Genomic DNA, 12625 nt, shown 5'->3' on the forward strand with positions numbered 1-12625 from the left:
GCGCGGAGGCGCCCGTTTTGGAGGTCGCGGCGAGGATGTGGAATACTGATTCCACATTCTCACCTAAGACAATCGGGTTTATCTGGGATGTCCTCCTCCTCACCTCCGGCCGACAGGGCCGCCGCAGAGCTCTGGTACACGCGCTGCTCCGTGCCGACGGCGTTCTCGCTCGCGCTGCGCGACGGGCGGCTGCACGACGCGCTCGCGCGCGCAGGCGTCGCGCTGCGGTCGCTGGCCGAGTCGCCGGACCGCGCCGTGCGCCAGGCGCACTTCGACCACAGCGTCTCGGGCTTCTGGCGTCAGGGCGGCAACCTGCCGCCGCTGATCGCGCGCTCGCGCGGCGCCGACCTGCGGATCGTCGGGCTGACGGTGATCGACACCGTGCAGGCCGCGTTCGTGCTGCCCGACAGCCCGATCCGCACCGCTGCGGACCTCGCCGGCCGGCGGCTCGGGATCCCGCACCGCGTCGGCGACCCGCTCGACTTCTGGCGCGCGAGCGTCCTGCGCGGCTACGAGCGGATCCTCGCCAGCGCGGGCCTCTCGCTCGGCGACGTCGAGCTGATCGAGATCCCCGTGCAGCGCCACTGGATCGACGGCGCCGCCGGCGCGACCGCCGCCGACGCCGCCGCGCCGCTGTGGGACGCGATCGGCACCTGGAGCCACCAGCGCGAGGAGCTGATCGCGCTCGCCACCGGCGACGTCGACGCCTTCTACAGCGACGGCACGCTCGCCCCCGTCCCGGCCGCCGTCCTCGGCGCGCGTCCGATCACCGCCGCCCCCGCGCCCGCATCCGCCGCATCCGCGCCCGCATCTGTGGCATCCGCGCCTGCATCTGTCGCATCCGCGCCCGCCGCGCTCCCCGCCAACGGCTGCGTCCCGCTCGCGCTGAGCTGCTCCGCCTCGCTGATCGAGCAGCGGCCCGAGCTGGTCGAGCTGGTGCTGGAGCACGTCGTCGAAGCGGCCGCCTGGGCCGCCCGCGAAGCGGCCGCCGCGCGCACGCTCGTCGCCGCCGAGACCGGCCTGCCGGAGCAGCTGCTGACGCTCGGCTACGGCGCCGACCTCCACCGTCAGCTCGGGATCGAGCTGACGCCGCAGGCGCTCGACGCGCTCGCCGGCCAGATCGACTTCCTGCGCCGCAACGACTTCCTCGCAGAGCCGTACGAGCTCGCCGACGTCGTCGCGCCCGAGCCGCTGCAGCGCGTCACCGCGCGCCGCACCGCGATCGCGACCGCCGCAGCCGCGACAGCCGCAGCCGCCTGACTCACCCCACGCTCACGCCAAACCACCATCACGAGGGACCATCAATGAAGCAGTTCGCCTGCACGCTCGTCGCGCTCGCAGCCGCCGTCGCCCTGGCGGCCTGCGGCAGCGACGACTCCGACAGCGCGTCCGCCGGCAGCGGCACCGGCACCGCCGCCGCCAGCGCCGACACCCAGGCCGCCGCCACAGGAGAGACGACGAAGCTGAAGATGCTGAGCGTCCCCTACTTCGGGCTCGAGCGGATCGCGTCGGACCAGGGGATCTTCGCCAGACACGGGCTCGACGTCGAGTACGTCGACCAGACCCAGCAGGGCCTCGCCGGCATCCAGGCGGTGCTCGCCGGCCAGGTCGACACCGGCCAGAGCTTCGGCGCCTTCGTCCCGATCGAGACGAACGCGCGCGGCGGCAGACTGAAGGCGGTCGTCTCGGGCGCGACCTCCAGCTACGGCGAGAACCGCTTCTACGTCAGATCCGACAGCCCGATCGCGAGCTGCGAGGACTTCGACGGCAAGAAGGTCGGCATCGTCGCGCCCGGCTCGATGGGCGACATCGTGTTGAAGGCGTACCTGCAGAGATGCGGCCTGACGACGAGAGACGTGCAGCTGCTGAGCGTCCCGCCGAACACGATGTGCCAGTCGCTCGATCGCGGGCAGGTCGACGTCGTCGGCATGCTGAGCACCTCCTGGGGCCCGTGCGAGGAGTCGAGAAGAGGCGCGATCAGAGCGCTGTTCGCCGACAAGGACGTGCTGCCGACCGACACGCTCTACGCCGCGTACGACTTCACCGACAGATTCATCGACGAGAACCCGCAGACCGTCAGATCGTTCGTGGCGGCGATCAAGGAGGCGGCCGCCTTCGTCGAGGCCGAGCCCGAGCAGGCGCGCGAGATCATCGCGACGACGACGAGAATCCCCGCCAGACTGCTCGTCGTCCCCGACTACCCGGCCGGCAACTGCATCGACGCCACCGCCGCCGGCGAGTGGGTCAGCGCGCTGGAGACGATCAGAGACATCGAGCCCGGCTCGGTCGGCGCCGACGCCTGGTTCACGAACGAGTTCAACGCGGACTGCGATGGCTGACCGGCACCCCGCGGCCTGGCTGAAGCCGCTGCTGTGGCTGCTGCCGATCGTCGCCTTCGTCGCGCTCTGGCAGCTCGTCACCGAGGTCGACCTGGTCGACCCGACGCTGCTCAGCCCGCCGACCGACGTCGCGCCCGCGCTGTGGGAGATCACCAGCTCGGGCCAGCTCTTCAGCGACCTCGGGTCGAGCCTCGCGCGGGCCGGGATCGGTTTCGCGATCGCGGCCGTCGCGGGCGTCGTCGTCGGCCTGGCGATCGGCTGGATCCCGACGCTGCGCGCGTTCGTCTCGCCGCTGGCGGAGGTCTTCCGCCAGCTGCCGCCGCTGGCGCTGCTGCCCGCGTTCGTGCTGCTGCTCGGGCTCGGGATGCGCTCGCAGGTCGCGATGGTGATCTGGGCGGTCGTCTGGCCGGTGCTGCTGAGCACCGTCGGCGGCGCCGCCGCGGTCGACGCGCGCCTGATCAAGGCGGCCCGCAGCATGGGCGCGACCGGCTGGAGGCTGTACGCGAAGGTCGCCTTCCCGGGCGCGCTGCCGTCGATCGTGACCGGCCTGCGGCTGGGCGCCTCGTACGCGCTGCTGGTGCTCGTCTCGGCCGAGATGATCGGCGCCAGCTCCGGCATCGGCTACCGCGTGATGGAGGCGAGCAACACCTTCCGCATCCCGACGATGTACGCCTACATCGTCGTGCTGGCGGTCGTCGGCGTCGCGCTCAACTACGCGCTGATCGTGCTCGTGCGGCGGCTCTTCCCGTGGATGCCGCGATGAGCGCCGCCACGGGCATCGGCCAGGCCGTCCACGTGCGCGGCCTCGACAAGCGCTTCAGCCGGCGCGGCGCCGAGAACGTCGTGCTGGAGCAGCTCGAGCTGACGATCGAGGCCGGCGAGTTCGTCAGCCTGATCGGCCGCAGCGGCTGCGGCAAGTCGACGCTGCTGGAGCTGATCGCTGGCCTCCAGCAGCCGAGCGCCGGCTCGATCGAGGTCGGCGGCAGAGCGGTCAGCGGGCCGGGCCCGGACCGCACGATCGTCTTCCAGCAGTACGCGCTGTTCCCCTGGCGGACGGCGCTGCAGAACGTCATGTTCCCGCTGGAGATGGCCGGCAGCGGCCGCGCCGAGCGGCGCCGGATCGCGCGCGAGCGGCTGGAGGTCGTCGGGCTCGCGCACGCCGCCGACCGCTACGCCAGCGAGCTGTCGGGCGGCATGCAGCAGCGCGTCGGCCTCGCTCGCGCGCTCGCCTGCGATCCGCAGATCCTGCTGCTCGACGAGCCGTTCAGCGGCGCCGACGCGATCACCCGCGAAGGCCTCCAGCAGCTGCTCGCCGACCTCCACAGACGGTTCGCCTCGACCGTCGTGCTGGTCACCCACAGCGTCGACGAGGCGCTGCGGCTGTCCGACCGCGTCGTCGTGCTCGGCGGCAGACCGGGCCGGATCGTCGCCGAGGTGCGGCCGTCCGCGGACCGCGACGACGCCGCCGCCCAGCGCGAGCAGATCCTCGCCCTGCTCGGCGCCTGACCTCTTCTCCCCCTGACATCGGAAGGACCCTCATGGATCTCGAACTGCGCGGCCGCCATGCGCTCGTCGTCGGCGCCAGCCGCGGAATCGGCCTGGAGACATGGCGCCAGCTCGCCGCCGAGGGCGCGCTCGTGACCGTCGCCGGCCACCGTCGCGAGACGCTGGAGGCGGCCGCCGCCGAGCACGGCCTCGAACCCGCCGGCACGGTCGTGCTCGACATCGCCGACGAGGCCTCGATCGACGCCGCGCTGGCCGAGCTGGACGCGGCCGGCACGCCGGTCGAGATCCTCGTGATCAGCGTCGCGCGCCCCGGCTTCGACTCGATCTGGGAGTTCGACGTGACCGAGTGGGAGCGCAACCTGCGCACGAAGTACATCGGCCCCGGCCACCTCGCCCGCCGCGTCGCGCAGCGGATGGCGACGGCCGGCAACGGCGGCGTGATCGTGCTGCTGTCGGGGATCGCCTCGACCGGCGCGATGGGCGACACGCTCGCGACCGGCGGCGCGAACGCGGCGATCGACAACTACGTCAAGCTGCTCGCCTCCGCCGCCGGCCCGGCGGGCGTGCGCGTGCTGGCAGTCAGCCCCGGCACGACCGTCACGCCGCGCTTCGAGCAGTGGGCCAGCGAGGAGACGGTCGCCGCGATGTCCGACCTCGTCCCGCTCAGACGGCTCGGCAGCGCGGCCGAGCTGGCCTCCGTCGTGACCTTCCTCTGCTCACCCCGCGGCGGCTACGTCAACGGCACGACGGTCGTCGTCGACGGCGGCCTGACGAGCGCCGCCCGCTACCGCGCGACGCTCGGCGCGGCGGAGTCGCAGCGATGAGCGCCGCCATGCACCTCAACCTGTTCGTGCTCGGCGTCGGCCACCACGAGGCCGCCTGGCGGCTGCCGGACGCGCCCGCCGGCGGGACGACCGACGTCGCCTTCTACGCCGGCCTCTGCCGCCGCGCCGAGGCGGCAGCGCTCGACTCGGTCTTCTTCGCCGACCGGCTCGCGCTGCCGCCGAGCGCGCGCTACAACGCGGTCGAGTCGCTGGAGCCGCTGACGCTGCTGGCGGCGCTGGCGGCGCAGACCGAGCAGATCGGCCTGATCGGGACCGTCTCGACCACCTTCTCGGAGCCGTACACGGTCGCGCGCCAGCTCGCGACGCTCGACCACATCAGCGGCGGGCGGGTCGGCTGGAACATCGTCACCTCGATCGATCCGGCCGCCGCGCGCAACTACGGCCGCGACTTCCCCGACCACGCCGCCCGCTACGCCCGCGCCGCCGAGTTCACCGACGTGGCGCTGAAGCTGTGGGACGGCTGGAAGCCGGGCGCGCGGATCGACGACCGCGAGCGCGGCATCTACGTCGACGACGCGCGCGTGCGGCCGGCCGCGCACGCCGGCACGCACTTCGAGGTCGCCGGCGCGCTCAACGTGCCGCGCTCGCCGCAGGGGCGCCCGCTGCTCGTGCAGGCCGGCTCCTCCGAGGACGGCCGCGCGCTCGCCAGCCGCTACGCCGACGCCGTCTTCACCGCCCAGCAGACGCTCGACGGCGCGGTCGCCTTCCGAGAGGACATCCGTGCGCGCGCGGGCGCGCACGGGCGCGACCCCGACCGCGTCGTCGTGCTGCCCGGCATCTGCCCGGTGATCGGCGCGACCGAGGCCGAGGCGCGCGAGCGGGCGGAAGAGCTGGACGGCCTGATCGTGACCGAGTACGCGCTCCACCAGCTGCGCGAGTTCCTCGGCGTCGACCTCTCCGGCCACCCGCTCGACGCGCCGCTGCCGCCGCTGCCGGCGGCCGACGGGATCGAGACGCACAAGAGCCGCTTCGCGCTGATCGTCGAGCTGGCGCAGCGCGAGCAGCTGACGCTCAGACAGCTGATCGCCCGCATGGGCGGCGGCCGCGGCCACCGCGTGATCGCCGGCGCGCCCGAGCAGATCGCCGACGAGCTGGAGGCCTGGTTCAGAGCCGGCGCGGCCGACGGCTTCAACGTGATGCCGCCCGCGCTCCCGCGTGACGGCGTCGCCTTCCTCGACCGCGTCGTGCCGGAGCTGCAGCGGCGCGGGCTGTTCCGCAGCGAGTACGGCGAGACGAGCCTGCGGGCGCGCTACGGGGTCGGCGACTGAGCGCGCGACGAGCGGTCTCCGCGCGGGATTAGGCTGTCGCAGATGTCTCGTCAGCCGCAGTGGGCGCTGCGCCCGCCCGAGCAGCTCGCGCCGGACCAGCGCGCCGCCTTCCAGCGGCGGCGCGAGCAGCTGCTCGCCGCCGCCAGAACGGTGATCGCGCGGCTCGGCCCGGCCTTCACGATGACCGACGTCGCGCGCGAGGCGAGACTCGGGATGTCGTCGGTCTACCGCACGTTCGCGTCGAAGGACGACCTGCTCGCCGACCTGCTCGACGAGCGGCTGCCGGTCTGGCTGGAGATCTGGGCCAGACACGAGGGGCGCGCCGACGCGGGCCAGGCGCTGATCGACGCGATGTGGGAGTTCGCCGAGCTGGAGCACCGCGACCTCGGGATGGCCGCCGCGCTGCGCGGGCTGGCCTTCCGGCAGCGCGAGCTGGTCGAGCAGAGCGCGCGCGCCGGCGAGCGCCTGCTCGCGCAGGCGCAGGCAGCCGGCGAGCTGCGCGCCGACCTCGACTACGGCGATGTGCTGCGGATCTTCCTGATGCTGTCGGAGATCGCCGACGAGCACGAGTGGCGCCGCGGGCTGGAGATCTACATCGCCGGGATGCGCCCGCCGGCCTGACGCGCCCTTGCGGCGCGTCAGCTGCGGATCGTGACCGGCGTGCCGAGCGGGACCGTCTTCGCGAGCCGCGTGATCGTCGCGTTGGCGATCCGGACGCAGCCGTGCGAGACGTCGCTGCCGAGCACGCTCGGGGTGTTCGTGCCGTGGATGCCGATCTGCCCGTCGCCGCCGGCGAAGCTGGTGTAGACGGGCGAGTAGGCCGACAGGCCGAAGGCGTAGGGGCCGTAGAAGCCGTTCGGGTCGGGCGGGCGCAGCAGGTCGGTGACGAAGTAGCTGCCGGTTGGCGTCGGCGAGACCGCTCTGCCGACCGCGATCGGCGCGCGCAGCACGACGCGGTCGTTCTCCAGCAGCGTCAGGCGGTGGGCGCGGCGGGCGATCACGATCCGGTAGTCGCTGCGCGACAGCGTCACGTCGGCGGCGCGGATCCAGCCGCGCCCCTGGTTGGGGCGGACCGGCAGCTCGACCCGCAGCCACGGGCCGCGCTGCTGCAGCACGCGGAAGATCGCCGGCAGGTGCCGGCCCTCGACGCTGCGGCGCTCGACCCGCCGCGCGACCGCGCCGCCGGGGCTGCGATGAACGGCGATCGTCGCGCGCTTCCCACGCGCGACGATCGCCGTGCCCCTGCCTGGAGCTGAGGCTGCGGCGGCGGGATCGAAGTCGGTCGCGCCGCGTGCGGCCGGCGCGGCGGCGCTGAGCGCCCCGAGGTCGCCGCGCGTCTGCGCGTCCGCGTCGCCGCGGCCGTCGCCCCCGCCGCCGAGCCAGGCGCTGAGGCCGAGCCCGGCCGCGGCGGCGACGAGCACCACCGCGACGCCTGTGAGCGCTCGCCGCATCGGCTCAGCCGGTCATCGCCGGCTGGCTCGTCATCCCCTGCGACGGGGTCGCGCCGGCCATCGTCGAGATGAAGCCGGTCGATCTGACGACCGCCAGCACCTCGTCCATCGTTCTCGCCGGGTTGAACGGCTGCGGCGCGGGCGAGTTGGGCGACGTCCCGCCTCTGGAGGAGATCGACGCGATCCAGGCGGCGTGGCGCGCCTCGATCGGATGGATCGAGATCGCGGCGGTGAGGATGTCTCTGCTCTGGATGTTGACCGCCGCGCCCTGGTAGGCCTCGACGCCGGTGTCCTCCAGCGTCAGCGCCGTTCTCCAGAAGGCGTCCTGCGAGCCGGTCGTGCCCTTGAAGTCGAAGCTCGGTCTCTTGACCGCCTTGCTGCCGAGCGCTCTCTGCAGCGCCAGCACATGCGCGCGCTCGTGCCCGGCGACCGTTCTCGCGAAGGTCGCCAGCTCGCCGCTGAGCGCGCCTCTGGAGACGGCCTCGGCGTAGAACGCGGCCTCGAGGTATTCGAGCGTCAGCGCATAGTTGAGGATGTCGACGTCGCTGCCGCTCTGCGCCAGCGCGGCGCCGGGCGACAGGGCAGGCAGCGCGATGCCGGCTGCGGCGGCGCCGCCGGCGACCGCGAGCGCGCGGCGCAGGAACGAGCCGCGCGTGATCGGGTCGACGCGCGCGCCGGCTTCGCGCAGCGCGCCGTCGCGGTCGAGCTCGTCGAGGGTGGGGTGGATGTCGGCCATCGTTCGCGTCCTCCTCATTGGATGAAGCCGGTTCTTCTGACGGCCGCGAGCACGGCGTTCATGTCGAGCGCGGGGCTGAAGGCGTCGGGCGCGGGCGACGGGTCTGAGCCTCTGCCGATCAGGTCGGCGACCCAGGCCGCGTGCCGCGCCTCGACGGCGAGGATCGCCCCGGCCGCCGCGAGCACGTCTCTGGAGGCGATGTTCGGCGCCTGGCCCTGGTAGGCGGAGACGCCGGTGTCCTCCAGCGTCATCGCCGTTCTGAGGAACGCGTCCTGCGAGCCGGTCGCGTCCATGAAGTCGAATCTCGGTCTCTTGACCGCCTTGCCGCCGAGCGTTCTCTTCAACGCGTCGACGTGTGCCTGCTCGTCGCCGTGCGCCGTTCTCGCGAACGCGAGCACGTTGCCTCTCAGCCCCGCTCTCTTGAGCGCGTCGGCGTAGAACGCCGCTTCGAGGTACTCCAGCGTCAGCGCGTAATTGAGAATTCTCACGTCGCCTGAGGAGAGACCGCCCTGTGCGCCGGCGAGCGCGATCGGCAGCGACCCGAGCCCGAGCCCGGCGCCGACCATCAGCCCGCCGCGCGTCAGGAACGCGGCGCGTGTCGTGCCGCTGCTGCGAGCCGCGTCGGCCGCGTCTGCAGCCGTCTCGAGGATCGCGTCATCGCGGTCGAGCTCGGCGAGCTTCGCCCGGTGGAACATGCTGGGACCCCTTCCGAAGTCAGTAGGCCCTTAACTGCGGCGGACCTGCCGACCTGGATCACTCGTCGTCATGCGATCGAACCTGCCGTCACGACCGGTTTTCAGTCGGTCGCATGCGGGCAAGCCATCTGGACTCCGACGACGGTGGGTGACGTTTCGCATGCGCTACACGAGCGGCAACTACGAGGCCTTCGCGCGCCCGCGCAAGCCGGCCGGCGTCGACGGCAAGCGCGCGTGGTTCGTCGGCGCGGGCCTCGCGTCGCTGGCCGGCGCGGCGTTCCTGATCCGCGACGGGCAGCTGCGCGGCGAGCGGATCACGGTCCTCGAACGGCTGGCGCTGCCGGGCGGCGCGCTCGACGGCATCAAGGAGCCGAAGAAGGGCTTCGTGGTCCGCGGCGGCCGCGAGATGGAGGACCACTTCGAGTGCCTCTGGGACCTCTTCCGCTCGATCCCGTCGATCGAGGTCGAGGGCGCCTCCGTGCTGGACGAGTTCTACTGGCTCAACAAGGACGACCCCAACAGCTCGCTGCAGCGCGCGACCGTCGAACGCGGTCGCGACGCCGGCACCGACGGCCTCTTCACGCTCACCGAGCGGGCGCAGAAGGAGATCGTCGAGGTCTTCCTCGCGACGCGCGAGGAGCTGGAGGGCAAGCGGATCGACGAGGTCTTCGGCGAGCAGTTCCTGGGCAGCAACTTCTGGCTCTACTGGCGCACGATGTTCGCGTTCGAGCAGTGGCACAGCGCGCTGGAGATGAAGCTGTACCTGCACCGCTTCGTCCACCACATCGGCGGCCTGCCGGACTTCTCCGCGCTCAAGTTCACGAAGTACAACCAGTACGAGTCGCTCGTGCTGCCGCTCTGGAGGTGGCTGTTGGAGCAGGGCGTCGTCTTCCGCTTCGGCACTGAGGTGACCGACGTCGGCTTCAAGCTGGAGCCCGGCCGCAAGCAGGCCGAGCGGCTCGACTGGGTCCACGACGGCACGCCCGGCGGCGTCGACCTCGGCCCCGACGACCTGCTGTTCATGACGATCGGCTCCTTGACGGAGAACTCCGACAACGGCGACCACGAGACGCCGGCGAGACTGAACACCGGACCCGCGCCCGCGTGGGAGCTGTGGCGCCGGATCGCAGCCAAGGATCCGGCCTTCGGCCGCCCCGACGTCTTCGGCGCCCACATCCCGCAGACGAAGTGGGAGTCGGCGACGGTCACGACGCTCGACGAGCGGATCCCCAGATACATCGAGCGGATCTGCAAGCGCGACCCGTTCAGCGGCAGAGTCGTCACCGGCGGCATCGTCACGGTGAAGGACTCCAGCTGGCTGCTGAGCTGGACCGTCAACCGCCAGCCGCACTTCAAGCAGCAGCCGAGCGACCAGATCGTCGTCTGGCTCTACTCGCTGTTCGTCGAGACGCCCGGCGACCGGATCCGCAAGCCGATGCAGGAGTGCACGGGCGAGGAGATCGTGCAGGAGTGGCTGCACCACCTCGGCGTCCCCGACGACGAGATCCCCGAGCTCGCGCGCACCGGGGCGAAGTGCGTGCCGGTGATGATGCCCTACGTCACCGCCTTCTTCATGCCCCGCCGTGCCGGCGACCGGCCCGACGTCGTGCCCGCGGGGTCGGTCAACTTCGCCTTCATCGGCCAGTTCGCCGAGAGCAGCCGCGACTGCATCTTCACGACCGAGTACTCGGTGCGGACGCCGATGGAGGCCGTCTACACGCTGCTGGAGATCGAGCGCGGCGTGCCCGAGGTCTTCAACTCGACCTACGACGTGCGCAAGCTGCTGGCGGCGACGACGCGGCTGCGCGACGGCAAGGCGCTCCAGCTCCCCGGCCCCGGGCCGCTGCGCCGCTGGCTGCTGGGCAAGCTCGACGAGACCGAGATCGGCGCGCTCGCGACCGAGTTCGGCCTCGTCCCCGACGACGACGCCTGAGCGCAGGATCGGGCAGGCTCCGAATTCGATGTCGAGAAGCCGCGCGCGGCTCCGCTCACAGGGTGAACGCCGCCGACGAAGCGGCCCCGACACGAAGGAGACCACGATGCCCAAGTACCTGTTGCTCAAGCACTACAGCGGCGGCCCGGCGCCGCACCACCCGTTCCCGCCGCTGGACCAGTGGGCGCCCGAGGACGTCGAGGCGCACTTCTCCTTCCTGCGGCAGGTCAGAGCGCTGCTGGAGGAGAGCGGCGAGTACGTCGACTCGCAGGCGCTCTCGCAGGCGCAGACGTGGGTCCGCTACGGCGGGCCGGACGCCGCGCCCGTGGTCACCGACGGCCCGTTGCCCGAGACCAACGACCTCGTCGCCGGCTGGTACCTGGTCGACGTCGACTCGCGCGAGCGCGCGCTGGAGATCGCGGCCCACATCTCCTCCGAGCCCGGCCCGGGAGGCGGCCCGCTGCACGAGTGGATCGACGTGCGCGAGGTGCTGTCCGGGAGAGCCTCGAGCGAGGACTGACGCGGCCGTGACCTACGAGCCGGCCGCGGCCTGGGACGAGCGCGCGCTGCGTGCGCTCGTCCCCCGCGTGCTGGCCGGGCTGGTGCGGCGGGGCGAGCAGTTCGACGCAGCCGAGGACGCGCTGCAGGAGGCGCTGCTGGAGGCGCTGCGGGTCTGGCCCGAGCATCCGCCGCACGATCCGCGCGCCTGGCTGACGGCGGTCGCGACGCGGCGGCTGGTCGACGCCCGCCGCAGCGAGGCCGCCCGCCACCGCCGCGAGCAGGAGGCGGAGGCTGAGCCGCGCGCCGAGCCGGCGGCCGGCGAGATCGGCGACGACACGCTCTTCCTGCTCTTCCGCTGCTGTCATCCTGCGCTCGCGCCGGCCTCGCAGGTGGCGCTGACGCTGCGCGCCGTCGGCGGCCTCACGACGCGCGAGATCGCCGACGCCTTCTACGTCCCCGAGGCGACGATGGCGCAGCGGATCAGCCGCGCGAAGCGGACGCTGCGCGGCAGACGGCTCGACCGGCCCGGCGACCTCGCCGTCGTTCTGCGCGTGCTCTACCTTGTCTACACGACCGGTCACGGCGGTCGCGTCGACCTGGCGGGCGAGGCGATCCGGCTCGCCCGCCAGCTGACGCTCGCGACGGACGAGCCGGAGGCGCACGGCCTGCTGGCGCTGATGCTGCTCAACCACGCGCGCCTGCCGGCGCGGATCGACGCCGAGGGTCGGCTCGTCACGCTCGACCGCCAGGACCGCGGGCTGTGGGACAGACGCGAGATCGCCGAGGGCGTGCGCGTGCTGCAGGCGGCGCTGGCGCGGCAGACGCCGGAGCGGCCGCCCGGCCGCTACCAGCTCGAGGCCGCGATCGCCGCGCTCCACGACGACGCCGCCAGCGCCGCGGAGACCGACTGGCCGCAGGTCCTCTCCTGGTACGACGAGCTGGTCGCGCTCGTCGCCGACCCGGTCCGCGACGACCCCGCCGCCGTCCTCGGCCGCGCCGTCGCCGTCGGCCACGTCGCCGGCGCCGCCGCCGGCCTGCGCGAGACCGACCGCCTGCGCGAGGTGCTCGGCGAGCGCCATCGCTGGCACGCCGTCCGCGGCCACCTGCACGAGCTGGCCGGCGACCTCCCCGCCGCCGGCGCGGCGTACGCCGAGGCCGCCCGCCGCGCCCCGACCGTCGCCGAGCGCGACCATCTCGTCCGTCAGGCGGCGCGAGCGCGGGGGTGAGCGGGTCGCTCGCGCCATCGCCGCCCGCCCGCCCGGCTCTGCCCGCCCGCCCTGCCCGCCCGGCCCTGCCCGCCCGGCCCTGCCCGCCCGGCCCTGCCCGCCCGGCCCCGCCCGCCCGGCCCCGC

General features: G+C 73.2%; 13 protein-coding genes. 10 read left to right on the plus strand and 3 right to left on the minus strand.

Going from position 1 to position 12625, the window contains the following annotated elements:
* The first annotated feature begins 150 nt into the window (after window positions 1-150).
* From Q7L73_RS25450 to Q7L73_RS25480, 7 genes are read left to right on the plus strand one after another with little or no spacing between them, the layout of a single operon-like run.
* Window positions 151-1260: an ABC transporter substrate-binding protein gene (locus Q7L73_RS25450; RefSeq protein ID WP_304694539.1), complete on the plus strand. Its 1110-nt coding sequence runs from the start codon at window positions 151-153 to the stop codon at window positions 1258-1260.
* Between the two features lie 44 nt (window positions 1261-1304).
* Window positions 1305-2339, plus strand: coding sequence for an ABC transporter substrate-binding protein (locus Q7L73_RS25455; RefSeq protein WP_304694537.1), 1035 nt, complete (start codon window positions 1305-1307; stop codon window positions 2337-2339).
* Window positions 2332-3102 (plus strand): ABC transporter permease, encoded by a 771-nt coding sequence (locus Q7L73_RS25460; protein WP_304694535.1) that lies wholly within the window; start codon window positions 2332-2334, stop codon window positions 3100-3102. The genes Q7L73_RS25455 and Q7L73_RS25460 overlap by 8 nt, the downstream gene beginning before the upstream one ends.
* Entirely contained in the window at window positions 3099-3845 is a 747-nt protein-coding gene (locus tag Q7L73_RS25465; RefSeq protein ID WP_304694533.1) for an ABC transporter ATP-binding protein, read from the plus strand. The genes Q7L73_RS25460 and Q7L73_RS25465 overlap by 4 nt, the downstream gene beginning before the upstream one ends.
* 32 nt (window positions 3846-3877) lie before the next feature.
* Entirely contained in the window at window positions 3878-4669 is a 792-nt protein-coding gene (locus Q7L73_RS25470) for an SDR family NAD(P)-dependent oxidoreductase (protein WP_304694531.1), read from the plus strand.
* Window positions 4666-5958 (plus strand): LLM class flavin-dependent oxidoreductase, encoded by a 1293-nt coding sequence (locus Q7L73_RS25475; RefSeq protein ID WP_304694529.1) that lies wholly within the window; start codon window positions 4666-4668, stop codon window positions 5956-5958. The genes Q7L73_RS25470 and Q7L73_RS25475 overlap by 4 nt, the downstream gene beginning before the upstream one ends.
* A gap of 42 nt (window positions 5959-6000) precedes the next feature.
* Entirely contained in the window at window positions 6001-6579 is a 579-nt protein-coding gene (locus Q7L73_RS25480; protein ID WP_304694527.1) for a TetR/AcrR family transcriptional regulator, read from the plus strand.
* A gap of 17 nt (window positions 6580-6596) precedes the next feature.
* Here the strand turns inward: Q7L73_RS25480 and Q7L73_RS25485 are convergent, their stop codons facing one another.
* Genes Q7L73_RS25485 through Q7L73_RS25495 form a run of 3 tightly spaced genes read right to left on the minus strand, consistent with a single transcriptional unit; the run spans window position 6597 to window position 8840 of the window.
* On the minus strand, window positions 6597-7409 hold the full coding sequence (locus Q7L73_RS25485; RefSeq protein WP_304694525.1) for a L,D-transpeptidase: 813 nt from the start codon (window positions 7407-7409) through the stop codon (window positions 6597-6599).
* 4 nt (window positions 7410-7413) lie between these two features.
* Window positions 7414-8145: a ferritin-like domain-containing protein gene (locus Q7L73_RS25490; protein WP_304694523.1), complete on the minus strand. Its 732-nt coding sequence runs from the start codon at window positions 8143-8145 to the stop codon at window positions 7414-7416.
* 14 nt (window positions 8146-8159) lie between these two features.
* Window positions 8160-8840 (minus strand): ferritin-like domain-containing protein, encoded by a 681-nt coding sequence (locus tag Q7L73_RS25495; RefSeq protein WP_304694521.1) that lies wholly within the window; start codon window positions 8838-8840, stop codon window positions 8160-8162.
* A 160-nt stretch (window positions 8841-9000) separates the two neighbouring features.
* Here Q7L73_RS25495 and Q7L73_RS25500 point away from each other — a divergent pair, with 160 nt between their 5' ends.
* The 3 genes from Q7L73_RS25500 to Q7L73_RS25510 all read left to right on the plus strand — a co-directional run bounded on the left by Q7L73_RS25500 (window position 9001) and on the right by Q7L73_RS25510 (window position 12500).
* Window positions 9001-10773 (plus strand): oleate hydratase, encoded by a 1773-nt coding sequence (locus tag Q7L73_RS25500; protein WP_370552451.1) that lies wholly within the window; start codon window positions 9001-9003, stop codon window positions 10771-10773.
* Between the two features lie 106 nt (window positions 10774-10879).
* Complete coding sequence (locus Q7L73_RS25505; RefSeq protein ID WP_304694517.1) at window positions 10880-11293, plus strand: YciI family protein; 414 nt, start codon at window positions 10880-10882, stop codon at window positions 11291-11293.
* Window positions 11294-11300: 7 nt separating this feature from the next.
* Window positions 11301-12500 (plus strand): RNA polymerase sigma factor, encoded by a 1200-nt coding sequence (locus tag Q7L73_RS25510; protein ID WP_304694516.1) that lies wholly within the window; start codon window positions 11301-11303, stop codon window positions 12498-12500.
* The last annotated feature ends 125 nt before the right edge of the window (window positions 12501-12625 follow it).

The sequence above is a fragment of the Conexibacter sp. CPCC 205762 genome, from assembly GCF_030646155.1.
Lineage (GTDB): Bacteria > Actinomycetota > Thermoleophilia > Solirubrobacterales > Solirubrobacteraceae > Conexibacter.

Coding starts and splice junctions, on each gene's coding strand:
- Q7L73_RS25465 (WP_304694533.1), top strand. CDS start 3,099: ATGAGCGCCGCCACGGGCATCGGCCAGGCCGTCCACGTGCGCGGCCTC.
- Q7L73_RS25490 (WP_304694523.1), bottom strand. CDS start 8,145: ATGGCCGACATCCACCCCACCCTCGACGAGCTCGACCGCGACGGCGCG.
- Q7L73_RS25505 (WP_304694517.1), top strand. CDS start 10,880: ATGCCCAAGTACCTGTTGCTCAAGCACTACAGCGGCGGCCCGGCGCCG.
- Q7L73_RS25475 (WP_304694529.1), top strand. CDS start 4,666: ATGAGCGCCGCCATGCACCTCAACCTGTTCGTGCTCGGCGTCGGCCAC.
- Q7L73_RS25500 (WP_370552451.1), top strand. CDS start 9,001: ATGCGCTACACGAGCGGCAACTACGAGGCCTTCGCGCGCCCGCGCAAG.
- Q7L73_RS25485 (WP_304694525.1), bottom strand. CDS start 7,409: ATGCGGCGAGCGCTCACAGGCGTCGCGGTGGTGCTCGTCGCCGCCGCG.
- Q7L73_RS25460 (WP_304694535.1), top strand. CDS start 2,332: ATGGCTGACCGGCACCCCGCGGCCTGGCTGAAGCCGCTGCTGTGGCTG.
- Q7L73_RS25480 (WP_304694527.1), top strand. CDS start 6,001: ATGTCTCGTCAGCCGCAGTGGGCGCTGCGCCCGCCCGAGCAGCTCGCG.
- Q7L73_RS25495 (WP_304694521.1), bottom strand. CDS start 8,840: ATGTTCCACCGGGCGAAGCTCGCCGAGCTCGACCGCGATGACGCGATC.
- Q7L73_RS25455 (WP_304694537.1), top strand. CDS start 1,305: ATGAAGCAGTTCGCCTGCACGCTCGTCGCGCTCGCAGCCGCCGTCGCC.
- Q7L73_RS25470 (WP_304694531.1), top strand. CDS start 3,878: ATGGATCTCGAACTGCGCGGCCGCCATGCGCTCGTCGTCGGCGCCAGC.